General features: G+C 68.1%; 18 protein-coding genes. 13 read left to right on the forward strand and 5 right to left on the reverse strand.

What is annotated here, in order from left to right; all coding sequences use genetic code 11:
• Positions 1 to 5: 5 nt before the first annotated feature.
• Both IS481_RS08190 and IS481_RS08195 read right to left on the reverse strand, forming a co-directional pair.
• Complete coding sequence (locus IS481_RS08190; protein ID WP_104356577.1) at positions 6 to 926, reverse strand: SPFH domain-containing protein; 921 nt, start codon at positions 924 to 926, stop codon at positions 6 to 8.
• A gap of 43 nt (positions 927 to 969) precedes the next feature.
• Positions 970 to 1,407: an NfeD family protein gene (locus IS481_RS08195; protein ID WP_104356578.1), complete on the reverse strand. Its 438-nt coding sequence runs from the start codon at positions 1,405 to 1,407 to the stop codon at positions 970 to 972.
• A gap of 204 nt (positions 1,408 to 1,611) precedes the next feature.
• Here IS481_RS08195 and IS481_RS08200 point away from each other — a divergent pair, with 204 nt between their 5' ends.
• Positions 1,612 to 3,879: an arginine/lysine/ornithine decarboxylase gene (locus IS481_RS08200; RefSeq protein ID WP_104356579.1), complete on the forward strand. Its 2,268-nt coding sequence runs from the start codon at positions 1,612 to 1,614 to the stop codon at positions 3,877 to 3,879.
• An 85-nt stretch (positions 3,880 to 3,964) separates the two neighbouring features.
• On the opposite strand, the gene fabI is transcribed toward IS481_RS08200, so the two are convergent.
• The gene (gene fabI, locus IS481_RS08205; RefSeq protein WP_104356580.1) at positions 3,965 to 4,759 is read right to left on the reverse strand and encodes an enoyl-ACP reductase FabI; all 795 of its coding nucleotides are present in this window, start codon (positions 4,757 to 4,759) and stop codon (positions 3,965 to 3,967) included.
• A gap of 330 nt (positions 4,760 to 5,089) precedes the next feature.
• Here fabI and rimP point away from each other — a divergent pair, with 330 nt between their 5' ends.
• The 9 genes from rimP to dusA all read left to right on the forward strand — a co-directional run bounded on the left by rimP (position 5,090) and on the right by dusA (position 16,541).
• A complete protein-coding gene (gene rimP / locus IS481_RS08210) occupies positions 5,090 to 5,641 on the forward strand; it encodes a ribosome maturation factor RimP (RefSeq protein WP_232529505.1) in 552 nt (183 codons plus the stop codon).
• The gene (nusA, locus tag IS481_RS08215) at positions 5,638 to 7,116 is read left to right on the forward strand and encodes a transcription termination factor NusA (RefSeq protein WP_104356582.1); all 1,479 of its coding nucleotides are present in this window, start codon (positions 5,638 to 5,640) and stop codon (positions 7,114 to 7,116) included. Before rimP ends, nusA begins: the two co-directional genes overlap by 4 nt.
• Positions 7,117 to 7,180: 64 nt before the next feature.
• Positions 7,181 to 10,099 (forward strand): translation initiation factor IF-2, encoded by a 2,919-nt coding sequence (infB, locus tag IS481_RS08220; protein WP_104356583.1) that lies wholly within the window; start codon positions 7,181 to 7,183, stop codon positions 10,097 to 10,099.
• Positions 10,100 to 10,247: 148 nt separating this feature from the next.
• On the forward strand, positions 10,248 to 10,610 hold the full coding sequence (gene rbfA / locus IS481_RS08225; protein ID WP_104356584.1) for a 30S ribosome-binding factor RbfA: 363 nt from the start codon (positions 10,248 to 10,250) through the stop codon (positions 10,608 to 10,610).
• Between the two features lie 13 nt (positions 10,611 to 10,623).
• Positions 10,624 to 11,604: a tRNA pseudouridine(55) synthase TruB gene (gene truB, locus IS481_RS08230; protein WP_104356585.1), complete on the forward strand. Its 981-nt coding sequence runs from the start codon at positions 10,624 to 10,626 to the stop codon at positions 11,602 to 11,604.
• Positions 11,601 to 13,430, forward strand: a complete 1,830-nt coding sequence (gene typA / locus IS481_RS08235) for a translational GTPase TypA (RefSeq protein ID WP_104356586.1) — start codon at positions 11,601 to 11,603, stop codon at positions 13,428 to 13,430. The genes truB and typA overlap by 4 nt, the downstream gene beginning before the upstream one ends.
• Positions 13,431 to 13,488: 58 nt before the next feature.
• Positions 13,489 to 14,382: a DMT family transporter gene (locus IS481_RS08240; RefSeq protein ID WP_104356587.1), complete on the forward strand. Its 894-nt coding sequence runs from the start codon at positions 13,489 to 13,491 to the stop codon at positions 14,380 to 14,382.
• Positions 14,383 to 14,422: 40 nt separating this feature from the next.
• Positions 14,423 to 15,538, forward strand: a complete 1,116-nt coding sequence (locus IS481_RS08245; protein ID WP_104356588.1) for an enoyl-CoA hydratase/isomerase family protein — start codon at positions 14,423 to 14,425, stop codon at positions 15,536 to 15,538.
• 7 nt (positions 15,539 to 15,545) lie between these two features.
• Positions 15,546 to 16,541: a tRNA dihydrouridine(20/20a) synthase DusA gene (dusA, locus tag IS481_RS08250; RefSeq protein ID WP_104356589.1), complete on the forward strand. Its 996-nt coding sequence runs from the start codon at positions 15,546 to 15,548 to the stop codon at positions 16,539 to 16,541.
• Positions 16,542 to 16,544: 3 nt separating this feature from the next.
• On the opposite strand, the gene IS481_RS08255 is transcribed toward dusA, so the two are convergent.
• A complete protein-coding gene (locus IS481_RS08255) occupies positions 16,545 to 17,456 on the reverse strand; it encodes a DMT family transporter (RefSeq protein ID WP_419186822.1) in 912 nt (303 codons plus the stop codon).
• Between the two features lie 146 nt (positions 17,457 to 17,602).
• Complete coding sequence (gene aptA, locus IS481_RS08260; protein WP_104356591.1) at positions 17,603 to 18,913, reverse strand: omega-aminotransferase AptA; 1,311 nt, start codon at positions 18,911 to 18,913, stop codon at positions 17,603 to 17,605.
• 165 nt (positions 18,914 to 19,078) lie between these two features.
• On the opposite strand from aptA, the gene IS481_RS08265 reads away from it, so the two are divergent.
• From IS481_RS08265 to thrS, 3 genes are all read left to right on the forward strand, one after another.
• Positions 19,079 to 19,558 carry an Lrp/AsnC family transcriptional regulator gene (locus IS481_RS08265; protein WP_104356592.1) on the forward strand — a complete coding sequence of 160 codons (480 nt, stop codon included), beginning with the start codon at positions 19,079 to 19,081 and terminating at the stop codon, positions 19,556 to 19,558.
• A gap of 308 nt (positions 19,559 to 19,866) precedes the next feature.
• Complete coding sequence (aceA, locus tag IS481_RS08270; protein WP_104356639.1) at positions 19,867 to 21,156, forward strand: isocitrate lyase; 1,290 nt, start codon at positions 19,867 to 19,869, stop codon at positions 21,154 to 21,156.
• A gap of 331 nt (positions 21,157 to 21,487) precedes the next feature.
• Positions 21,488 to 23,407 carry a threonine--tRNA ligase gene (gene thrS / locus IS481_RS08275; protein WP_104356593.1) on the forward strand — a complete coding sequence of 640 codons (1,920 nt, stop codon included), beginning with the start codon at positions 21,488 to 21,490 and terminating at the stop codon, positions 23,405 to 23,407.
• Positions 23,408 to 23,416 lie beyond the last annotated feature (9 nt).

The following is a 23,416-nucleotide window of genomic DNA, read 5'->3' on the forward strand; positions in this document are numbered from 1 at the left end:
AAGAATCAGCGCGGTGCGCTGCCCTGGGCGTTGCGCATCAGGCTCATCGCCGTGCCGATCAGCGCGGAGACCTCGGTCATGTTGCCCGGCACGATCATGGTGTTGTTCTTCTGCGCCAGCTGGGCGTAGGCCTCGACGGCCTTTTCGGCCACCTTCAGGTTGACCGCGTCCATGCCGCCCGGCTCACGGATCGCCTCGGCGATGCGGCGGATCGCCTCGGCCGTGGCGGTCGCCACCGCGGTGATCGCGGCGGCCTCGCCCTGGGCCCGGTTGATCTCGGCCTGCTTCTCGCCCTCGGACTTGGCGATGAAGGCCTCGCGCTCGCCGGTGGCGATGTTGATCTGCTCCTGCTTGCGGCCCTCGGAGGCGGCGATCAGCGCGCGCTTCTCGCGCTCGGCGGTGATCTGCTGCTGCATCGCGCGCAGGATCTCGTTGGGCGGGGTCAGGTCCTTGATCTCGTAGCGCAGCACCTTCACGCCCCAGTTCAGCGCGGCCTCGTCCAGCGCCGAGACGACGGCAGCGTTGATCGCCTCGCGTTCCTCGAAGGTCTTGTCCAGCTCCATCTTGCCGATCACCGAGCGCAGCGTGGTCTGGGCCAGCTGGGTGATCGCGACGATGTAGTTGGACGAGCCGTAGCTGGCGCGCATCGGGTCGGTGACCTGGAAGTACAGGATGCCGTCGACCGTCAGCTGGGTGTTGTCCTTGGTGATGCAGACCTGGCTGGGCACGTCCAGCGGGATTTCCTTCAGCGAGTGCTTGTAGGCCACCCGGTCGATGAAGGGCACCAGGAAGTTCAGGCCCGGCGTCAGCGTGGCGTGGTAGCGCCCCAGGCGCTCGACCACCCAGGCGTGCTGCTGCGGCACGACCTTGATCGAGCGGATGATGAAGATGGCTGCGATGACCAGCAGCACGATGGCGACTTCCATGGGTTCCTCTCCTTCTTTGGTGCGGCAGTCGGTATCGTCGCGTTCACTCCGGCGGGCGCCGGACGATCAGGATGTTGCCCTCGACGGCACGGATCACGTGCTCGCCGGGCTGCGGCAGGTCGGCGTCGCCGTAGCGGGCGGTCCACTGCGCGCCGCGGTACATCACCCGGGCGGTGCGGTCCTCGCCCCACCGGGAGACGTGGACCCGCTGGCCGATGTCGAGGATCAGCTCGGGGTTGGCGGTGACCGGCGCGGGCGGCGGCTGCTTCTTGCGGTGCACCCGCCAGGCTGCCACCGCGCCCCCGCCGATGATGGCCGCGGCCGTGACCTGCAGCGGCAGGGACAGCCCGGCGTGGGCGGCCAGCGCGCCGCCGGCCAGGCCGAGCGCGAGCATCAGCAGGTAGAACGTCCCGGTGGCCAGTTCCGCCGCGACGGCGATGCCCGCCAGCACCCACCACCAGGTGGCTGAGCCGAAATCCATCGGTGTTCCCTCCTTCTCGTGTGTTCCCGGTCACGACCCGGGGGCAGTGTACGCCGTGGCCGGCGCGGCCAGGGGCGCGCACGGCGGCCGCCGGCGGCCTCGGGGATCGCCGGGGTCGGCCTTGCCCTAGTGCATCGCAGCCGGGCCCGCAAAGTTCTACACTTCGCGATTCGCCGTTTTCAGCCTGATTCCCGAGGCCGCCCCATGATGCGCTTTCGCTTTCCCATCGTGATCATCGACGAGGACTTCCGCTCGGAAAACGCCTCCGGCCTGGGCATCCGGGCGCTGGCCGAGGCGATCGAGAAGGAGGGCTTCGAGGTGCTGGGGGTGACCAGCTACGGCAACCTGTCGCAGTTCGCCCAGCAGCAAAGCCGTGCCAGCGCCTTCATCCTGTCGATCGACGACGAGGAGTTCGGCTCCGGCTCGAAGGAGGAAGTGGACGCGGCGCTGAAGAACCTGCGCGCCTTCGTCAGCGAGATCCGCTTCAAGAACGCCGAGATCCCGATCTACCTGTACGGCGAGACCCGCACCTCCGAGCACATCCCGAATGACGTGCTCAAGGAGCTGCACGGCTTCATCCACATGTTCGAGGACACGCCCGAGTTCGTGGCGCGCCACATCATCCGCGAGGCCCGCAGCTACCTGGATTCGCTGGCGCCGCCGTTCTTCCGTGCCCTGGTCGGCTACGCGCAGGACGGCTCCTACTCGTGGCACTGCCCGGGCCACTCCGGCGGCGTGGCCTTCCTGAAGAGCCCGATCGGCCAGATGTTCCACCAGTTCTTCGGCGAGAACATGCTGCGCGCCGACGTCTGCAACGCGGTGGAGGAGCTCGGCCAGCTGCTCGACCACACCGGCCCGGTGGCCGCGTCCGAGCGCAACGCCGCGCGCATCTTCAACGCCGACCACTGCTTCTTCGTCACCAACGGCACGTCGACGTCGAACAAGATGGTCTGGCACCACACGGTGGCGCCGGGCGACGTGGTGGTGGTGGACCGCAACTGCCACAAGTCCAACCTGCACGCGATCATCATGACCGGCGCGGTGCCGGTGTTCCTGACGCCCACGCGCAACCACTACGGCATCATCGGCCCGATCCCGCAGAGCGAGTTCAGCCGCGAGGCGATCGAGAAGAAGATCGCCGCCAACCCGCTGCTCAAGGGCGTGGACCCGAAGAAGGTCAAGCCGCGCATCCTGACGATCACGCAGAGCACCTACGACGGCGTGCTCTACAACACCGAGACCATCAAGTCGATGCTCGACGGCTACATCGACACCCTGCATTTCGACGAGGCCTGGCTGCCGCACGCCGCGTTCCACAAGTTCTACGAGGGCATGCACGCGATGGGCAAGGGCGCGGCCAAGACGCGCGACTCGCTGGTGTTCTCGACCCAGTCCACGCACAAGCTGCTGGCCGGCCTGAGCCAGGCGTCGCAGATCCTGGTGCAGGACTCGCAGAACCGCAAGCTGGACCGGCACCTGTTCAACGAGGCCTACCTGATGCACTCGTCCACCTCGCCTCAGTACGCGATCATCGCCTCGTGCGACGTCGCTGCGGCGATGATGGAAGCCCCCGGCGGCACCGCGCTGGTGGAGGAGAGCATCCGCGAGGCGATGGACTTCCGCCGCGCGATGCGCAAGGTCGAGAAGGAGTTCGGCAGCGACTGGTGGTTCAAGGTCTGGGGCCCGGACAAGCTCGCCACCGAAGGCATCGGCGAGCGCGAGGACTGGATCATCAAGGGCGCCGAGAAGTGGCACGGCTTCGGGGACCTGGCCGACGGCTTCAACATGCTGGACCCGATCAAGTCCACCATCGTGACCCCGGGCCTGGACCTGGACGGCCAGTTCGCCCGCACCGGCATCCCGGCGTCCATCGTCACCAAGTACCTGGCCGAGCACGGCGTGGTGGTCGAGAAGACCGGCCTGTACTCGTTCTTCATCATGTTCACCATCGGCATCACCAAGGGCCGCTGGAACACGCTGCTGACCGCGCTGCAGCAGTTCAAGGACGACTACGACAAGAACCAGCCGATGTGGCGCATCCTGCCGGAGTTCTGCGCCCAGCACCCGCGCTACGAGCAGATGGGCCTGCGCGACCTGTGCCAGGCGATCCACGAGATGTACGCCAAGAGCGACATCGCGCGCCTGACCACCGACATGTACCTGTCGGACCTGCAGCCGGCGATGAAGCCGAGCGACGCCTACGCGCGCATCGCGCACCGGGAGACCGACCGGGTCGAGATCGACCGGCTGGAAGGGCGGGTGACCACCTCGCTGCTGACGCCGTACCCCCCGGGCATCCCGCTGCTGATCCCGGGCGAGCGCTTCAACAAGAAGATCGTCGACTACCTGCGCTTCGTGCGCGAGTTCAACCGCAAGTTTCCCGGCTTCGACACCGACGTGCACGGCTTGGTGCAGGAGGTCGACGACGCAGGCAACGCGACCTACTACGTCGACTGCGTCAAGAGCGTCTGATGCCCCGGCCGGCAGGCCGTCGCCCCATGAAGAAAGGCCCGCATCGTGCGGGCCTTTTGCATGGAGCGGCGGAGGGCTCGGGTGCTCAGGCGGCCGGCGGCTCGGCGGCGCCGCCCATCACCTGGCTGAAGCCGGCATCCACGTAGGTGATCTCGGCGGTCACGCCCGAGGCCAGGTCCGACAGCAGGAAGGCGGCGACGTTGCCGACGTCCTCGATCGTCACGTTGCGGCGCAGCGGGGCGTTGGTCTCGACGATCTCCAGGATCTTGCTGAAGCCCTTGATGCCCGAGGCAGCCAGGGTCTTGATCGGGCCGGCCGAGATGCCGTTGACCCGGATGCCCTTGGGGCCGAGGCTGGCGGCCAGGTAGCGCACGCTGGCTTCCAGCGAGGCCTTGGCCAGGCCCATGGTGTTGTAGCTGGGCACGTAGCGCATCGCACCCAGGTAGCTCAGCGTCAGCAGCGCCGCGTTGGGGTTGAGCATCGGCGTGGCGGCCTTGGCCATCGCCGGGAAGCTGTAGGCCGAGATCTCGTGCGCCACCCGGAAGGCCTCGCGCGACAGGCCGTCCAGGAAGTCGCCGGCGATCGCCTCGCGGGGCGCAAAGCCGATCGAGTGCACGAAGCCGTCGAAGGTCGGCCAGGCCTGGCGCAGGTCGGCGAACAGCTTCTCGATCTGGGCGTCGTCGGCGACGTCGCACTCGAACACGAGTTCGGAGTCGAATTCACGGGCAAATTCGGTGATCCGGTCCTTGAAGCGCTCGCCGACATAGCTGAACGCCAGTTCGGCCCCCTCGCGCTTGCACGCTTTGGCAATGCCGTAGGCGATCGAGCGGTTGGACAGCAGGCCGGTGATCAGGAGGCGTTTGCCAGCGAGAAATCCCATGATGTCTCCAGAAGTGAAGAATCCGCGATTTTCGCATGGCCCCGGGGCGGGGGCCACGGGAAGCTGCAAGGGCGGCAGCGGAATCCCGGCTGCCACCCGGGGGATAAACCGGGCCCGGGTCTTGCTTTGCCCTGCAGGGCAACGTACAATCCAGGTTTCGCTAAGTCATGGTCAGTGGGCGGAGGAATCCAGCCCATTTTTTTTGCTCGGGCGGATTTTCCTTGGGGCTCAAGGCTTCGGGCGGGAGGCGGCATGCCTTTGCGCCCGTGCCGCGCAGCGGGGTTCAAGGCGGATTGGCCGGGTGTCTTGAGAGCTGGAGTACGGTCGGAAGTGGCAGGTCAGGCAGGTTGGCAGGCGCTCGTCGAGCGCACGGTCGTCGGGTTGGGCTACGAGGTCGTGGATCTCGAGCGCAACGCGCGGGGGCTGCTGCGCGTGTTCATCGACAAGGTCCCTGGCGACCCGACCGGCGAATTCATCACCGTCGATGACTGCGAGAAGGTCACCCGGCAGCTGCAATACCTGCTGGAAGTCGAGGGTGTGCCTTACGAGCGGCTCGAAGTATCCTCTCCCGGTCTGGATCGCCCGCTGCGCAAGCCCGCGGATTACCAGCGTTTTGCCGGCCAGGAGGTCGACATCACGCTGAAGGTCCCGTTCCAGAACCGCAAGAAGTATCGCGGCGTGCTGGAGGCCGAGGGGGACGGCTGGCGCCTCGTCTTCAACGACGGCAAGCAAGATCAAGCCCTGAGTTTTTCGATTGACGAGGTGCGCGAGGCCCGGCTGGTGCCGGTGGTGGACTTCAAAGGCCGCCGCGGCAGGAACGCAGCGCCGGCTGACGCGCCCTCAGCCAACGCACAAGAAGACGGAGGTCAAGTTTCATCATGAACCGCGAACTGTTGATGCTGGTCGATGCCATCTCGCGCGAGAAGAGCGTGGACCGCGAAGTGGTGTTCGGTGCCGTCGAGGCCGCGCTGGCGTCTGCGACCAAGAAGCTGTACGACGGCGAGGTGGACATCCGCGTCTCCATCGACCGCGAGACCGGCGACTACGAGACCTTCCGTCGTTGGCACGTGGTGCCTGACGAGGCCGGGCTGCAGCAGCCCGACTCGGAAATCCTGCTGTTCGAGGCCCGCGAGCAGATCCCGGACATCGAGGTCGACGACTACATCGAGGAGCCGGTGGAGTCGGTGCCGATCGGCCGCATCGGCGCGCAGGCCGCCAAGCAGGTGATCCTGCAGAAGATCCGCGACGCCGAGCGCGAGCAGCTGCTCAACGACTTCCTGGCGCGCGGCGACAAGATCTTCGTCGGCACGGTCAAGCGCATCGACAAGGGGGACCTGATCGTCGAGTCCGGCCGCGTGGAAGGCCGCCTGAAGCGCTCGGAGATGATCCCGAAGGAGAACCTGCGCACCGGCGACCGTGTGCGCGCGGTGATCCTGGAGGTCGACCGCACCGCGCGCGGCCCGCAGATCATGCTGTCGCGCAGCGCGCCGGCGTTCATGGTCGAGCTGTTCCGCCAGGAAGTGCCCGAGATCGAGCAGGGCCTGCTGGAGATCAAGAGCTGCGCCCGCGACCCCGGCTCGCGCGCCAAGATCGCCGTCGTCTCGCACGACAAGCGCGTCGACCCGATCGGCACCTGCGTGGGCGTGCGCGGCTCGCGCGTGAACGCCGTGACCAACGAGCTGGCCGGCGAGCGCGTGGACATCGTGCTGTGGTCCGAGGACCCGGCGCAGTTCGTGATCGGTGCGCTGGCGCCGGCGAACGTGCAGTCCATCGTGGTCGACGAGGAGCACCACTCGATGGACGTGGTGGTCGACGAGGAGAACCTCGCGATCGCCATCGGCCGTGGCGGCCAGAACGTGCGCCTGGCTTCGGAGCTGACCGGCTGGCGCATCAACATCATGACGGCGGAGGAATCCCAGGCCAAGCAGGCCGAGGAGACCCAGGCGATCCGCACGCTGTTCATGGAAAAGCTGGATGTGGACGAGGAAGTCGCCAACATCCTGATCGAGGAAGGCTTCACCAGCCTGGAGGAAGTGGCCTACGTGCCGATCCAGGAGATGCTGGAGATCGAGGCCTTCGATGAAGACACCGTCAACGAGCTGCGCAACCGTGCCAAGGACGTGCTCCTGACGATGGAGATTGCCAAGGAAGAGAAAGTCGAGGAAGTGTCGCAGGACCTGCGCGATCTGGAAGGCCTCGATGCCGAGACGATCGCCAAGCTTGCCGACGGGGGCATCCACACCCGCGACGACCTGGCCGATCTGGCCGTCGACGAACTGACCGAGCTCACGGGCATGGACGAGGCGCGTGCCAAGGCGCTGATCATGAAGGCCCGGGAGCACTGGTTCGCCGTCTGACGCCGTCCGTGCCCATCGCGCTGTCTGCCACCCACTGAACTCGCTCTGCCCAAGGACACACACAATGGCCGTTACCACAGTCGCACAGTTCGCCTCGGAGCTGAACCGCCCCGCGACGGCGCTGCTCGAGCAGCTCAAAGCCGCAGGGGTTGCGAAGGCTTCGCCGGAGGACTCGCTGACCGAGGCAGACAAGGAACGTCTGCTGGAGTTCCTGCGCTCGTCGCACGGCACTGCCGGTACCGAACGCAAGAAGATCACCCTGACCAAGAAATCCACCACCGAGATCAAACAGGCCGACTCCTCGGGCAAGGCACGCACGATCCAGGTTGAAGTCCGCAAGAAGCGGGTGTTCGTCAAGCGCGACGACCCGGTGCCTGCGCCGGCCGCGGCGGACGCGTCCGCGCCCAAGGCCCCGGTGGTCGACGCGGCCGAACTGCAGCGCCGCGAGGAAGAGGCCAATCGCCAGGCCGAGCTGCTGCGCCGCCAGGAGGCCGAACTGGCCGAGAAGCGTCGCGAGCGCGAGGAACAGGAACGCCGCGAGCGCGAGGCGGCCGAAGCCGCGGCCCGCGCCCGCGAGGAGCAGGAGCGCGCTGCCGCCGAAGCCGCCGCGCGTGCCGCCGAGGAAGCGCGCAAGGCCCAGGAGGCCGCTGCCGCCGCGCAACAGGCCGGATCCACGCCTGCCCCGGCGCCTGCGGCGGAAGCCGCGCCTGCCGCCCCGGCCCCCGCGCCTGCACCGGCCCCGGCGGCCGAGCCGGCCAAGCCCGGCGTGCGCGTGGTGCGCGCGGCCGACCTCGAGGCCGAGGAGAAGGCCCGCCTGGCGGACCTGGAGCGGCGCCGCAAGGCGGCCGAAGCCGAGGCCGCGGCGATCCGCGCGATGATGGCGGCGCCCCGCCGGGTGCTGACGGCCAAGAAGCCCGAGGAAGAGAAGCCGAAGACCGCCGATGCCGGCAAGAACGGCATCAAGGGCACCATCCACAAGCCCAAGGCGGGGGCCACCCCGGCCAGTGCGCCGGCGCCTGCGGGCGGCAAGCCGGGCGACAAGAAGTCGGTCAAGTCCGAGAAGCTGTCGTCCAGCTGGGCCGACGACGCGGCCAAGAAGCGTGCGCTCAAGACCCGTGGCGACGCCTCCGGCGGGCGCACCGGCTGGCGCGCACCGGTCAAGGGTGGCGGCCGCCGCGGCGAGCGTGGCGAGGGTTCGTCCAGCTTCACGCCGCCGGTCGAGCCGCAGGTGTACGAGGTGCACGTGCCCGAGACCATCAGCGTGGCCGATCTGGCGCACAAGATGTCGGTCAAGGCCTCCGAGGTCATCAAGCAGCTGATGAAGCTGGGCCAGATGGTCACCATCAACCAGCAGCTGGACCAGGAAACGGCCATGATCGTGGTCGAGGAAATGGGCCACAAGGCGTTTGCCGCCAAGCTGGACGATCCCGAGGCCTTCCTGCAGGAAGACGCCGCGGCGCAGCAGTACGAGCTGCTGCCGCGCGCCCCGGTGGTCACCGTCATGGGCCACGTCGACCACGGCAAGACCTCGCTGCTGGACTACATCCGCCGCTCGCGCGTGGCCGCGGGTGAAGCGGGCGGGATCACGCAGCACATCGGCGCCTATCACGTGAACACGCCGCGCGGCATGATCACCTTCCTCGACACCCCGGGTCACGAGGCCTTCACGGCCATGCGGGCGCGCGGTGCGAAGGCCACCGACATCGTCATCCTGGTGGTGGCGGCCGACGACGGCGTGATGCCGCAGACCAAGGAAGCCATCCACCACGCCAAGGCGGCGGGGGTGCCGATCGTGGTCGCGATCAACAAGATCGACAAGCCCGAGGCCAACCCCGATCGCGTCAAGCAGGAGCTGGTGGGCGAGGAAGTCGTGCCGGAAGAGTACGGTGGCGACTCGCCGTTCGTGCCCGTGTCGGCCAAGACCGGCGAAGGCATCGACGAGCTGCTCGAGAACGTGCTGCTGCAGGCCGAGATCCTGGAGCTGAAGGCGCCGAAGGACGCGCCGGCCAAGGGCCTGGTGATCGAGGCCAAGCTCGACAAGGGCCGCGGTCCGGTGGCGACCGTGCTGGTGCAGTCGGGCACGCTCAAGCGCGGCGACGTGGTGCTGGCCGGCTCGAGCTACGGCCGCGTGCGTGCGATGGTCGACGAGAACGGCAAGCCCACCCAGGAGGCGGGCCCGTCCATCCCGGTGGAGATCCAGGGCCTGACCGAGGTGCCGCAGGCCGGCGACGAGTTCATGGTGCTCAACGACGAGCGCCGCGCGCGCGAGATCGCGACCTTCCGCCAGGGCAAGTACCGCGACGTCAAGCTGGCCCGCCAGCAGGCCGCCAAGCTCGAGAACATGTTCGAGCAGATGGGCTCCGGCACGGTGCAGACCCTGCCGCTCATCATCAAGGCCGACGTGCAGGGCTCGCAGGAAGCGCTGGCGGCCTCGCTGCTCAAGCTGTCCACCGACGAGGTCAAGGTGCAGATCGTGCACGCGGCCGTGGGTGGCATCAGCGAGAGCGACGTCAACCTGGCGCTGGCGTCCAAGGCCGTGATCATCGGCTTCAACGTGCGTGCCGATGCCGGCGCGCGCAAGCTGGCCGAGCACAACGGCGTGGACATCCGCTACTACAACATCATCTACGACGCGGTGGATGAGATCAAGGCGGCGATGTCCGGCCTGCTGGCGCCCGAGCAGAAGGAAGAGATCATCGGTACCGCCGAGATCCGCCAGGTGTTCCGTGCCTCGAAGATCGGCGCGATCGCGGGCTGCATGGTCACTTCCGGCGTGATCCGCCGCAACGCGCGCCTGCGCGTGCTGCGCGACAACGTCGTGATCCACACCGGCGAGCTCGAGTCGCTCAAGCGCTTCAAGGACGACGTCAAGGAGGTCAAGGAAGGCTTCGAGTGCGGCCTGAACATCCGCAACTACAACGACATCGCCGAAGGCGACCAGCTGGAGTTCTTCGAGATCAAGGAAATCGCACGGACGCTGTGAGCATGAGGCTTCCGCGGTGCGCGCCGCCGTCCGTCACGACGGGGCCGGCGGCGCGACGATCCCGCGGCAGTCCGCGCCGGTCCTCGAGTTTGCGTGCGTCTCGCCTCGAAGCCCCGCCCGTGCGGGGCTTCACGTTTGGAGGTCCACGATGAGACACAGGAAATCCATCCCCAATCGCAGCTATCGCATCGCCGACCAGATCCAGCGCGACGTCTCCGAGCTGATCCGCGAGCTCAAGGACCCGCGCATCGGCATGGTCACGATCAACGCCGTCGAGGTCACGCCCGACTATGCACATGCGAAGGTGTACTTCTCCCTGCTGGTCGGCGACCCGCAGGAGTGCGAGCTGGCGCTGAACGAGGCGGCCGGCTACATCCGCAACGGCCTGTTCAAGCGGCTGCAGATCCACACCGTGCCGACGCTGCACTTCGTGTTCGACCGCACCACCGAGCGCGCCGCGGACCTCAACGCACTGATCAACCTTGCCAACTCCACCCGCGCGAAGGAATGAGGGCGCAGCGACCATGGACGCCACGACGACGACTGCCCAGGGCACGCGGCCACGACTGCCGCGCCGTGCCGTCCATGGCGTGCTGCTGCTCGACAAGCCGCTGGGCCTGAGCAGCAACGACGCGCTGCAGAAGGCCAGGCGGCTGTACCGTGCCGAGAAGGCCGGCCACACCGGCACGCTGGATCCGCTGGCCACCGGGCTGCTGCCGCTGTGCTTCGGCGCGGCGACCAAGTTCTCGCAGGTCAGCCTCGAGGCCGACAAGACCTACCGCGCGCGCCTGCGGCTGGGCGTGCGCACGACCACCGGCGATGCCGAAGGCGAGGTGCTGGCCGAGCGCCCCGTGCAGGTGACGCGCGAGCAGGTGCTCACCGCCTGCGCGCGCTTCACCGGCGAGATCGACCAGGTGCCGCCGATGTACTCGGCGCTCAAGCGCGACGGCAAGGCGCTGTACGAGTACGCGCGTGCCGGCATCGAGGTCGAGCGCGAGCCGCGGCGGGTCACGATCCACCGCATCGACGTGCTGGATTTCCGGGGCGACGAGGTGGAGATCGAGGTGCGCTGCAGCAAGGGCACCTACGTGCGCACGCTGGCCGAGGACATCGGCGAGGCGCTGGGCTGCGGCGCGCACCTCGTCGCGCTGCGGCGCACCGGCACCGGCCCGCTGACCCTGGAAGGCGCCGTCACGCTGGAGCAGCTGGAGGCGATGGACGAGGCCGGCCGCGACCGGCTGCTGCGTCCCGTCGACGAGCTGCTGGCCGACTGGCCCGTCGTGCGGCTGGAGGCCGAGGACGCCGGGCGCTTCCTCAGCGGCATGCGGCGACGCGTGGCGCTGCCCGATGCGCCGCAGGTGCGCGTCTACGGCCCGCAGCCGGGGGCCTTCCTCGGCAGCGCCCGCATCCGGGGCGGCGAACTGATTTCAACGCGGCTGTTGAGCCCGCTGGAGGTCGAAGGACTTCTGAACGCTCAAGCATCCAAGCATCGACACCCATCATGAGCAAGCAAATTCGCAACATCGCCATCATCGCCCACGTCGACCATGGCAAGACCACGCTGGTGGACCAGTTGCTGCGCCAGTCCGGCACCTTCCGCGAGAACCAGCAGGTCAGCGAACGTGTGATGGACAGCAACGATCTGGAGCGCGAGCGCGGGATCACCATCCTGGCCAAGAACTGCGCGGTCAGCTGGCAGGGCACCCACATCAACATCGTCGACACCCCGGGGCACGCCGACTTCGGCGGCGAGGTCGAGCGCGCGCTGTCCATGGTCGACGGCGTGGTGCTGCTGATCGATGCGCAGGAAGGCCCGATGCCGCAGACCCGCTTCGTGACCAAGAAGGCGCTGGCGCTGGGGCTCAAGCCCATCGTCGTGGTCAACAAGGTCGACAAGCCCGGCGCGCGCCCCGACTACGTGATCAACGCCGCGTTCGAGCTGTTCGACAAGCTCGGCGCCACCGAGGAGCAGCTGGACTTCCCGGTGGTCTACGCCTCGGGCCTGAACGGCTGGGCATCGCTGGAAGAGGGCGAGCCCGGCCAGCGCTGGGGCCAGGACCTCAGCCCGCTGTTCGACACGATCCTCAAGCACGTGCCGATCCACGAGGGCGATCCGGACGCGCCGCTGCAGCTGCAGATCTCCTCGCTGGACTACTCCACCTACGTCGGCCGCATCGGCGTGGGCCGCGTCAACTCGGGCACGATCCGCCCGGGCATGGAAGTGCTGGTGATGGAAGGCCCGGACGGCAAGTCCTACAAGGGCCGCATCAACCAGGTGCTCAAGTTCGAGGGCCTGGAGCGCCGCCAGGCCGAATCGGCCGGGCCGGGCGACATCGTCCTGATCAACGGCATCGAGGACATCGGCATCGGCGTGACCGTGACCGACCCGCAGAACCCGCAGCCGCTGCCGATGCTCAAGATCGACGAGCCGACGCTGACGATGAACTTCTGCGTCAACACCTCGCCGCTGGCCGGCCGCGAAGGCAAGTACGTCACCAGCCGCCAGATCTGGGATCGCCTGCAGAAGGAACTGCAGTCCAACGTCGCGCTGCGCGTGCGCGAGACGGCCGAGGACGGTGTGTTCGAGGTCTCGGGCCGTGGTGAACTGCACCTGACCATCCTGCTCGAGAACATGCGCCGCGAGGGCTACGAGCTGGCGGTCTCGAAGCCGCGCGTCGTGTTCCAGGAGATCGATGGCCAGCGCTGCGAGCCGATCGAGCTGCTGACGGTGGACATCGAGGAACAGCACCAGGGCGGCGTGATGCAGGCGCTGGGCCTGCGCCGCGGCGAGCTGGTCAACATGGAACCGGACGGCACCGGCCGCGTGCGGCTGGAATACCGCATACCGGCGCGCGGCCTGATCGGTTTCCAGAACGAGTTCCTGAACCTGACCCGCGGCACCGGCCTGATGAGCAACATCTTCGACGGCTACGAGCCCTACAAGGGCGAGATCGAGAGCCGCAAGAACGGCGTGCTGGTCAGCCAGGAAGACGGCGAGATCGTCACCTACGCGCTCGGCAAGCTGGACGACCGCGGCCGCATGTTCGTCAAGCCGGGCGACCCGGTCTACGAGGGCATGATCGTCGGCATCCACAGCCGCGAGAACGACCTGGTCGTCAACGCGGTGCGCACCAAGCAGCTGACCAACTTCCGGGCCTCCGGCAAGGACGAGGCGATCAAGCTGACCCCGCCGATCGAGCTGACGCTCGAATACGCGGTCGAGTTCATCGAGGACGACGAGCTGGTCGAGATCACGCCCAAGTCCATCCGCCTGCGCAAGCGTTTCCTGAAGGAGCACGAGCGCCGGCGCGCCCAGCGCGAAGCGGCCTGAGCAGGCCGCGTTTCCCGCGGTTCAACGGGGAAGGGGGCCCCGCCCCCTGGGGACACGCATGTCGCATACACGTGCTGCGGCGTTGATGGTGGTCGTCACGCTGATGTGGAGCATCGCCGGGGTGGTGACGCGCCACCTCGAGGCGGCGCGGGCCTTCGAAGTGACCTTCTGGCGCAGCGCCTTCAACGCCGCGTTCCTGACCCTGGCATTGAGCCTGTGGCGCGGTCGCGCGCTGTGGCAGGCGCTCGCGCAAGGCGGCTGGCCGCTGTGGGTCTCCGGCGTCATGTGGTCGATCATGTACACCTGCTTCATGGTCGCGCTGACGCTCACCACGGTGGCCAACGTGCTGGTGACGATGGCGCTGGCGCCGCTGGTCACCGCGCTGGTGGCGCGCCTGGCGCTGGGGCAGCGGCTGCCCTCGCGCACCTGGGTGGCCATCGCACTGGCCGGCACCGGCATCGCGTGGATGTACGGCAGCGAGGTCAGCGGTGCCGACGCGCGGCACCTGGCCGGCACCCTGGTGGCCCTGGGCGTGCCGCTGGCCGCGGCGGTCAACTGGACCGTGATCCAGCGCAGCGGCCAGCCCCGCACCGGCGCCGCTGCCCAGGACATGCTGCCTGCCGTGCTGATCGGCGCGCTGCTGTCGTCGCTGGTGTCGCTGCCGCTGGCCTGGCCGCTGCAGGCCTCGGGGCACGACCTCGGGTGGCTGGCCGTGCTGGGCGTGTTCCAGCTCGCCATCCCGTGCCTGCTGGCCGTGCGGCTGGCGCGGGTGCTGCCGGCCGCGGAGGTGGCACTGCTCGGGCTGCTCGAGGTGGTGTTCGGCGTGGCCTGGGCCTGGCTGGGTGCGGGCGAGGCGCCGAACGTGCACGTGCTCTGCGGTGGCGCGCTGGTGCTGCTGGCGCTGGCCGGCAACGAAGCCCTGGGCCTGCGCCGGGTGCGCCAGGGGCGCTAGCATCGCGGGATCAGGACATACCAGAGAAGGCGACCACACGATGAAGGAGACTTCCACGATCACGCTCCACTCCGGCGGCCACGTGCTGTACCACCTCGCGGGCGACGTCGGCGTCATCACCCTGAACCGGGCGCAGGCGCTGCACGCCCTGTCGCTGGCGATGATCCGCGACCTCACCGCGATCCTGCGCGCCTGGCGCGACGACCCGGCAGTCAAGGCCGTGTTCGTGCGCAGCGCGCTCCAGGAGGGCAAGAGCGTGGCGTTCTGCGCGGGCGGCGACATCCGCTTCTTCCACCAGGCGGCGCTGGCCGGCAACCCGCAGCTGGACGACTTCTTCACCGAGGAATACGCGCTCAACCACCTGATCCACACCTATCCCAAGCCCTACATCGCCTGGATGGACGGCATCGTGATGGGCGGCGGCATGGGCATCAGCCAGGGGGCGAGGCTGCGCATCGTCACCGAGCGCACGAAGATGGCCATGCCCGAGACCAACATCGGGCTGTTCCCCGACGTGGGCGGCGGCTGGTTCCTGTCGCGCTGCCCGGGGCACGTGGGCGAGTACCTGGCGCTGACCGGGCAGGTGATCGGCGCGGGCGACGCGATCGCCTGGGGGCTGGCCGACGGCTACGCGCCTTCGGACGCGCTCGGGTCCTTCGAGGCGGCCATCGCCGCCGGCCATGCCAGCGACGCCGACGTGCTGCGCGACCTGCGCGGGCGCCTGCAGTCTGCACCGGCGCCGGTGCTGGCCGCGCAGCGGGCCGCCATCGACCGCCATTTCGCCGCGCCCGACGTGGCCGCGATCATGGCCTCGCTGCAGCTGGACGACAGCGCCTGGGCGCAGGAGACGCTCGCCGCACTGCGCAAGCGCTCGCCGCTGATGATGTGCGTGACGCTGGAACAGGTCCGCCGCGCGCGCTCGATGAGCCTGGCAGACGACCTGCGCATGGAGCGCGACCTGGTGCGCAACTGCTTCGCGCTGCGCCCGGGGGCGGCCAGCGAGACGGTCGAGGGCATCCGTGCGCTGGCGGTCGACAAGGACCACCAGCCGCGCTGGAACCCGGCCAGCGTCGAGGCCGTGACGCCCGAGATGGTCCAGCAGTTCTTCCGCAGCCCCTGGCCGCGCCACGCCCATCCGCTGCGCGACCTGGCCTGACACTTCGATGACCCCGACCTCGTCTTCCCCGTGGCGCCTGTCCGTGGCCCCGATGCTGGACTGGACGGACCGGCACTGCCGCTACTTCCACCGGCTGCTGACCCGGCACACGCGCCTGTACACCGAGATGGTGACCACCGGCGCGCTGCTGCACGGGGACGTGGCGCGCCACCTCGACTTCAACGAGGAAGAACACCCGGTGGCGCTGCAGCTGGGCGGCAGCGAGCCCGAGGACCTGGCCGCCTGCGCGAAGCTGGCGCAGCAATGGGGCTACGACGAGGTCAACCTCAACTGTGGCTGCCCCAGCGAGCGGGTGCAGCGCGGCGCCTTCGGGGCCTGCCTGATGGCCGAGCCACGGCTGGTCGCGGACTGCGTCAAGGCGATGCGCGACGCGGTGGACCTCCCGGTGACGGTCAAGCACCGCATCGGCATCGACCGCATCGAAAGCTACGAGTTCGTGCGCGACTTCGTCGGCACGGTGGCCGAGGCCGGCTGCGAGGTGTTCATCGTGCACGCCCGCAACGCCTGGCTGCAGGGGCTGAGCCCGAAGGAAAACCGCGAGGTGCCGCCGCTGCGCTACGAGCTGGTGCATCGGCTCAAGCGCGAGTTCCCGCAGCTGACCATCGCGCTCAACGGCGGCATCACCGCCGACGCGCAGATCGAGGAGCAGCTGCAACTGCTCGACGGCGTGATGGTCGGCCGCGAGGCCTACCACAACCCTTACGCGATGGCCGGCTGGGACGCGCGCTTCTTCGGCGACGCGCACGCGGTGCCCGACCGCGACGCGGTGGAAGAGGCCATGGTGCGCTACTGCGAGCGCATGGCCGCGCAGGGCATCCCCTGGCCGCACGTGATGCGCCACGTGCTGGGCCTGCGCAACGGCCTGCCCGGCGCGCGCAAGTGGCGGCAGGTGTGGTCGGACCACCGGCTCAAGGGCGAGCCGCCGCGCAAGGTGCACGGCCTGGCGCTGCAGGCCCTGCGCCCGGCGCTGCACGCAGCGTGAGGTTCAGGCCCGCGGGCGCTCGGGCCACGTGGCCAGCATCACCCCGGTCAAGGCCAGCACGAAGGCGGCCGCGTGGGCGAGGCTGAACTGCTCGCCCAGGAAGATCACGCCCACCGCCGCGGCGCTGACCGGCAGCATCACGGTGAACACGCCGGCCCGGGCCGCGGGCACGTGGCGCAGCGCACTCATCCACAGCCAGACGGTGATCATGCTCGCGGCCAGCGAGTAGAACACCAGCAGGACCCAGTGCCCGGCACCGATGGCGGAGAAGTCGAACTGCGCGGCCAGGTACAGCCCGAACGGCGTCATCAGCACCCAGCCCCACAGGTTCACCAGCGCGCTGATGCGCTTGGCCGAGACGTTGGCGGTCAGCTTCTTGCCGATCACCACGTAGCTGGCTTCGCAGCAGACGGCGGCAAACAGCAGCAGGTTGCCGAGCAGGGCCTTCAGCCCGCCGGCGCTGCCGCTGTCGTCGTTCCAGGACTTGGCGGCCGACAGCAGCGCGATGCCGCCCACCGCGCAGGCGATGCCCAGCTTCACGCGCGGGGAGATGCGCTCGCGCAGCACCAGCCAGGACAGCACCGCCACGGCGGCAGGAATCGCGGCCATGATGACCCCGGCCGCGAGCGCGGAGGTGAGCGACACCCCGAACAGCATGCACACCGAGAACAGGAAGTTGCCGAAGAACGATTCCCAGAACAGCAGCCGGCGGTCGTGCGGGCGCAGCGGCGCCTCGCCCGGCTGGCGCCGGACCCAGCCGGCCATCGCGACGGCAGCGATGCCGAAGCGCAGCCAGCCGAGCAGCATCACGGGAAACAGTGCGACCAGCACCTTGGACAGCGCGACGTAGCTGCCGACCAGGGTCATGCTCAGGGCGAGGCAGGCGTAGGCGAGGGCGGGTGGACGGGACTGCAAGGGCTCGACTCGGGCAGACAATGAAACACGACGGCGGCACCCGGTGGGGGCCGCCGTGCATCATGCCGAAATTGCGCGGATCGTGCGGGACGCCGGCGCGGCGGCCGTCATCGCGGGGCCGCCGCACCGCGGGCGCGTGCCTGGGCTCAGGCGGCGCGCTTCAGCGCGTCGGCCAGGGTGCCGACGATCTGGTCGATGTGGCTCTTCTCGATGATCAGCGGCGGCGACAGCGCGATGATGTCGCCGGTGACGCGGATCAGCACGCCGCGCTCCCAGCAGTCGAGGAACACCGAGAACGCCCGCTTGCCCGGCTCGCCCGGCAGCGGCTCGAGCTCGATGCCGCCCACCAGGCCGATGTTGCGCACGTCGATCACGTGCGGCAGGCCCTTGAGCGAGTGCACCGCATCGGCGAAGTACTCGGCCAGCTCGCCCTGGCCGCGCGTGAGCAGCTGTTCTTCCTCGTAGGTGTCCAGCGTGCCGAGTGCCGCCGCGCAGGCCAGCGGGTGGGCCGAGTAGGTGTAGCCGTGGAAGAACTCGATCAGGTGCTCCGGCCCGTTCATGAAGGCGTCGTGGATCTCCTGCTTCACGAACACCGCGCCCATCGGCACGCAGCCGTTGGTGATGCCCTTGGCCACCGTCATCAGGTCCGGCGTCACGCCGAAGTGCGACGCGGCGAACGGCGCGCCGAGCCGCCCGAAGCCGGTGATGACCTCGTCGAAGATCAGCAGGATGCCGTGCTTGTCGCAGATCTCGCGCAGCCGCTGCAGGTAGCCCTTGGGCGGCACCAGCACGCCGGTGGAGCCCGCCACCGGCTCGACGATCACCGCGGCGATCGTCGAGGCGTCGTGCAGCGCGATGACGCGCTCGAGGTCGTCGGCGAACTCCGCGCCGTACTCCGGCTGGCCGCGCGAGAAGGCGTTGCGCTGCAGGTCGTGGGTGTGGCGGATGTGGTCGACGCCGGCCAGCAGCGTGCCGAACATCTTGCGGTTGGCGACGATGCCGCCGACCGAGATGCCACCGAAGTTGACCCCGTGGTAGCCGCGCTCGCGCCCGATCAGGCGGGTGCGCTGGCCCTCGCCGCGCACGCGGTGGTAGGCAATGGCCATCTTGAGCGCGGTCTCGACCGACTCGGAGCCCGAGTTCGTGTAGAAGACCTTGTCCAGCCCCGGCGGCGTCAGTTTCACCAGCCGCTCGGCCAGCTCGAAGGCCTTCGGGTGGCCCATCTGGAACGGCGGCGCGTAGTCCAGCTCGCCGGCCTGCTGGCGGATCGCCTCGACGATCTTCGGTCGCGCGTGGCCGGCGTTGACGCACCACAGCCCGGCGATGCCGTCGAGCACCTGCCGGCCGTCGGGCGTCCAGAAGTGCATGCCTTCGGCGCGCGCCAACAGGCGCGGCGACTTCTTGAACTGGCGGTTGGCCGTGAACGGCATCCAGTAGGCGTCGAGGTCTTGGTACATGGCGGGCTGGAGCGAGGAGTGGAAGGAAAGGACGCGGCCACGGGCCCGTCCCGCTGTGCAGGATCAGTCTAGACCTGCGGGGGCGCAATAGGGTTGCGCACTGATGGGGCAGCTGCCCGCATCATTGGCATAAGATGCGAAGCACAAGCTGGCAAAGAGAACGAAATGCGAAATCCGAAGGCCGACGTGGAGCTGGATGCGATCGACCGGGCGATCCTGAACGAGCTGCAGCAGGACGGGCGGCTGTCCAACGTCGAGCTGGCGCAGCGCGTGCACCTGTCCCCGTCGGCCTGCCTGCGGCGGGTCAAGCTGCTCGAGGACGGCGGCGTCATCGAGCGCTACGTGGCGCTGCTCAACGCCAAGTCCGTCGGCCAGCCCGGCGTCTCGTTCACCGTGGTGAACGTCGAGCGCACCACGCCCGAGGCCCTGCGCGCCTTCGAGCAGGCGGTGCGCGACGAGCCGCGCATCCTGGATTGCTATTACGTGGCCGGCGGCAACGACTACCTGCTGCGCTTCAGCTACCGCGACGCGGACGACCTGGAGCGCTTCCACGCCGAGGTGCTGTCGCGCCTGCCGGGCGTGGTGCGGCTGAATTCGATGCTGGTGCTGCGCGCGGTCAAGCGCACCACGGCCCTGCCGGTCTGAGGTCCCCTGGGGGCGTGAAGGCACGCCGGGACGGTGTTGCGGGGCCCTGCGAGGGCGGTTTTTCCGTATTTTGAAAGTTCGGTTCCGCATCGTGGAATCGCTTCATGCTGCGCCGCCGCAATTTCTTTCATTGTGGGAAAAAGCGTTGCGTATCGCGGAACGAGTGACTTAACCCATTGATTTTTCGGAGAAAATTTTTTGGTCTTGTATAAGACATAAGGCCGCCCAAAGCGGCGGTCGGTTCGTAAGCTTTGCTCCAACTTCACTGCGTTTTTCGTCTTGTCGATTGGAGGTCCCTGATGACGAACCTGACCCGCGAACAGCAAGCCGCTGCCCTCGAGAAGGACTGGGCCGAGAACCCCCGCTGGAAGGGGATCAAGCGCACCTACACCGCCGCCGACGTGGTGCGCCTGCGCGGTTCCATCCAGATCGAGCACACCCTGGCCCGGCGCGGCGCCGAGAAGCTGTGGAACCTGGTGAACACCGAACCCTTCGTCAACGCGCTGGGCGCGCTGACCGGCAACCAGGCCATGCAGCAGGTCAAGGCCGGCCTGAAGGCCATCTACCTGTCGGGCTGGCAGGTCGCCGGTGACGCCAACCTGGCCGGCGAGATGTACCCCGACCAGTCGCTGTACCCGGCCAACTCGGTGCCGGCCGTGGTGCGCCGCATCAACAACACCCTGATGCGCGCCGACCAGATCCAGTGGTCCGAAGGCAAGAACGACATCGACTTCTTCGCGCCCATCGTCGCGGACGCCGAGGCTGGCTTCGGCGGCGTGCTCAACGCCTTCGAGCTGATGAAGGCCATGATCGAGGCGGGTGCCGCGGGCGTGCACTTCGAGGACCAGCTGGCCTCCGTCAAGAAGTGCGGCCACATGGGCGGCAAGGTGCTGGTGCCCACCCGCGAGGCCGTGTCCAAGCTGATCGCCGCGCGCCTGGCGGCCGACGTGCTGGGCGTGCCCACCGTGCTGATCGCCCGTACCGATGCGGAGGCGGCCGACCTGATCACCAGCGACATCGACGACAACGACAAGCCGTTCTGCACCGGCGAGCGCACCGTGGAAGGCTTCTTCCGCACCAAGCCGGGCCTGGAGCAGGCCGTCAGCCGCGGCCTGGCCTACGCCCCGTACGCCGACATGATCTGGTGCGAGACCGGCAAGCCGGATCTGGTCTACGCGAAGAAGTTCGCCGAGGCCATCCACGCCAAGTTCCCGGGCAAGCTGCTGGCCTACAACTGCTCGCCGTCGTTCAACTGGAAGAAGAACCTGGACGACGCCACCATCGCCAAGTTCCAGCGCGAGCTGGGCGCGATGGGCTACAAGTTCCAGTTCATCACGCTGGCCGGCTTCCACAGCCTGAACTACTCGATGTTCGAGCTGGCCTACGGCTACGCCCGCAACCAGATGAGCGCCTTCGTCGAGCTGCAGGAGAAGGAGTTCGCCGCCGCCGAGAAGGGCTTCACCGCCGTGAAGCACCAGCGCGAGGTGGGCACCGGCTACTTCGACGCCGTCACCACGACGATCGAGCGCGAGGCGTCCACCGCGGCCCTGAAGGGTTCGACCGAAGACGAGCAGTTCTTCGACCAGAAGCACGGCTGACCGTCTCCGGGACGGGGTCGCGAGCCACGGCCCCGTCCAGGGTGTGTGAGTGAGTGTGAGGCTCCAACTGCATCGCGCGATGCTTTGGCCCGGCACCTGCCGGGCATTTTTGCTTGGGCTGCGGTAGAATCGGGCTGTCTTGAACCAGCAAGAGCGAGAAAGGCACGACGGGTTATGACACCGCGAACTACGACCACCACCTTCATCGAGGTCTAGTCGGTCGGCCGCGGCTTCCGCTTGTCTTTTCTCTCCCTGTACGACACAAGGCGCGGCGACCCCCGCGCTTTTTTGTTTTCTGCAGCCCGGCGGAGGCTGCTTCTGAGAGGTTCACATGGTTTCAGTTCAGTTGCCTGACGGATCCCGGCGGGAGTTCCCCGGTCCGGTGACGGTGGCGGAGGTCGCCGCCTCGATCGGCCCCGGCCTGGCCAAGGCCGCCATCGCAGGACGGGTGGGGCAGGGCGACCAGGCCCGGGTGGTCGACACCAGCTACCGCATCGAGCAGGACACGTCGCTGGCCATCCTGACCGACAGGGATCCGGAAGGGCTGGAGGTGATCCGCCACTCGACGGCCCACCTGCTGGCGTATGCGGTCAAGGAACTGTTCCCGGAGGCCCAGGTCACGATCGGCCCGGTGATCGAGAACGGCTTCTACTACGACTTCTCGTACAAGCGTCCCTTCACGCCGGAAGATCTCCAGGCCATCGAGAAGAAGATGGCCGAGCTGGCCAGGAAGGACGAGAAGGTCGAGCGCAAGGTCGTGCCGCGCGACGAGGCCGTCGCGTATTTCAAGAGCATCGGCGAACACTACAAGGCCGAGATCATCCAGAGCATCCCGGCCGACGAGGAGGTCTCGCTCTACAGCGAGGGCAACTTCACCGACCTGTGCCGTGGCCCGCACGTGCCGAGCACCGGCAAGCTCAAGCACTTCAAGCTGATGAAGGTGGCCGGCGCCTACTGGCGCGGCGACCACCGCAACGAACAGCTGCAGCGCATCTACGGCACGGCCTGGGCCACCAAGGACGAGCTGAACCAGTACCTGCACATGCTGGAAGAGGCCGAGAAGCGCGACCACCGCAAGCTCGGCCGCGAGCTGGGCCTGTTCCACATCGACGAGCATTCCCCGGGCACGGTGTTCTGGCATCCCAAAGGCTGGGCGGTCTGGCAGGTGGTCGAGCAGTACATGCGCGCGGTCTACCGCGACAACGGCTACCTGGAGGTCAAGGGCCCGCAGATCCTCGACAAGACCCTGTGGGAGAAGACCGGCCACTGGGACAAGTACCGGGAGAACATGTTCATCACCGAGAGCGAGAAGCGCGACTACGCGCTCAAGCCGATGAACTGCCCGGGGCACATCCTGATCTTCAAGCAGGGCATCAAGAGCTACCGCGACCTGCCGCTGCGCTACGGCGAGTTCGGCCAGTGCCACCGCAACGAGCCCACCGGCGGCCTGCACGGCATCATGCGGGTGCGCGGCTTCACGCAGGACGACGGCCACATCTTCTGCACCGAGGACCAGATCCTCGACGAGTGCGTGGCCTACACCGCGCTGCTGCAGAAGGTCTACCGGGACTTCGGCTTCAACGAGATCATCTACAAGGTCGCCACGCGCCCCGAGGCGCGCATTGGCTCCGACGAGATCTGGGACAAGGCCGAGCACGCGCTGATGGAGAGCCTGCGCCGCGCCGGTTGCGACTTCGTCATCGCCCCGGGCGACGGCGCCTTCTACGGGCCGAAGATCGAGTACACGCTCAAGGACGCGCTGGGCCGCCAGTGGCAGTGCGGCACGATCCAGGTCGATTTCTCGATGCCTCAGCGCCTGGAGGCCGAATACGTGGCCGAGGACGGCTCGCGCAAGACGCCCGTGATGCTGCACCGCGCCATCGTCGGCAGCCTGGAGCGCTTCATCGGCATCCTGATCGAGCAATACGCCGGCGCGCTGCCGGTCTGGCTCGCGCCGGTGCAGGCGGTGGTGCTCAATATCACCGATGCGCAGGCGGATTACGCCACGGACGTGGCCAAATCGCTGCAAAAACAAGGACTTAGAGTCGAATCCGATTTGCGCAACGAAAAAATCACGTATAAAATCCGCGAGCACTCGTTGCAGAAGGTTCCCTACATCCTTGTCGTTGGCGACAAGGAGAAGGCTGCGGGAGCCGTTGCGGTGCGCGCCCGGGGCAACCAAGACCTGGGTGTGATGTCACTCGACACCTTCTCCCAGAAGATTGCAGGCGACATTGCCCAGAAGGCTTGAGCGACGGCG

The sequence above is a fragment of the Caldimonas thermodepolymerans genome (assembly GCF_015476235.1).
Taxonomy (GTDB): Bacteria; Pseudomonadota; Gammaproteobacteria; order Burkholderiales; family Burkholderiaceae_C; genus Caldimonas; species Caldimonas thermodepolymerans.

What these genes read in the sequence shown, in the direction of transcription:
- IS481_RS08245 (WP_104356588.1), top strand. Translation starts at nt 14,423, where the DNA reads ATGAAGGAGACTTCCACGATCACGCTCCACTCCGGCGGCCACGTGCTG.
- IS481_RS08200 (WP_104356579.1), top strand. Translation starts at nt 1,612, where the DNA reads ATGATGCGCTTTCGCTTTCCCATCGTGATCATCGACGAGGACTTCCGC.
- IS481_RS08190 (WP_104356577.1), bottom strand. Translation starts at nt 926, where the DNA reads ATGGAAGTCGCCATCGTGCTGCTGGTCATCGCAGCCATCTTCATCATC.
- IS481_RS08195 (WP_104356578.1), bottom strand. Translation starts at nt 1,407, where the DNA reads ATGGATTTCGGCTCAGCCACCTGGTGGTGGGTGCTGGCGGGCATCGCC.
- aptA (WP_104356591.1), bottom strand. Translation starts at nt 18,913, where the DNA reads ATGTACCAAGACCTCGACGCCTACTGGATGCCGTTCACGGCCAACCGC.
- fabI (WP_104356580.1), bottom strand. Translation starts at nt 4,759, where the DNA reads ATGGGATTTCTCGCTGGCAAACGCCTCCTGATCACCGGCCTGCTGTCC.
- truB (WP_104356585.1), top strand. Translation starts at nt 10,624, where the DNA reads ATGGACGCCACGACGACGACTGCCCAGGGCACGCGGCCACGACTGCCG.
- nusA (WP_104356582.1), top strand. Translation starts at nt 5,638, where the DNA reads ATGAACCGCGAACTGTTGATGCTGGTCGATGCCATCTCGCGCGAGAAG.
- dusA (WP_104356589.1), top strand. Translation starts at nt 15,546, where the DNA reads ATGACCCCGACCTCGTCTTCCCCGTGGCGCCTGTCCGTGGCCCCGATG.
- IS481_RS08265 (WP_104356592.1), top strand. Translation starts at nt 19,079, where the DNA reads ATGCGAAATCCGAAGGCCGACGTGGAGCTGGATGCGATCGACCGGGCG.
- typA (WP_104356586.1), top strand. Translation starts at nt 11,601, where the DNA reads ATGAGCAAGCAAATTCGCAACATCGCCATCATCGCCCACGTCGACCAT.
- thrS (WP_104356593.1), top strand. Translation starts at nt 21,488, where the DNA reads ATGGTTTCAGTTCAGTTGCCTGACGGATCCCGGCGGGAGTTCCCCGGT.
- infB (WP_104356583.1), top strand. Translation starts at nt 7,181, where the DNA reads ATGGCCGTTACCACAGTCGCACAGTTCGCCTCGGAGCTGAACCGCCCC.
- IS481_RS08240 (WP_104356587.1), top strand. Translation starts at nt 13,489, where the DNA reads ATGTCGCATACACGTGCTGCGGCGTTGATGGTGGTCGTCACGCTGATG.
- rbfA (WP_104356584.1), top strand. Translation starts at nt 10,248, where the DNA reads ATGAGACACAGGAAATCCATCCCCAATCGCAGCTATCGCATCGCCGAC.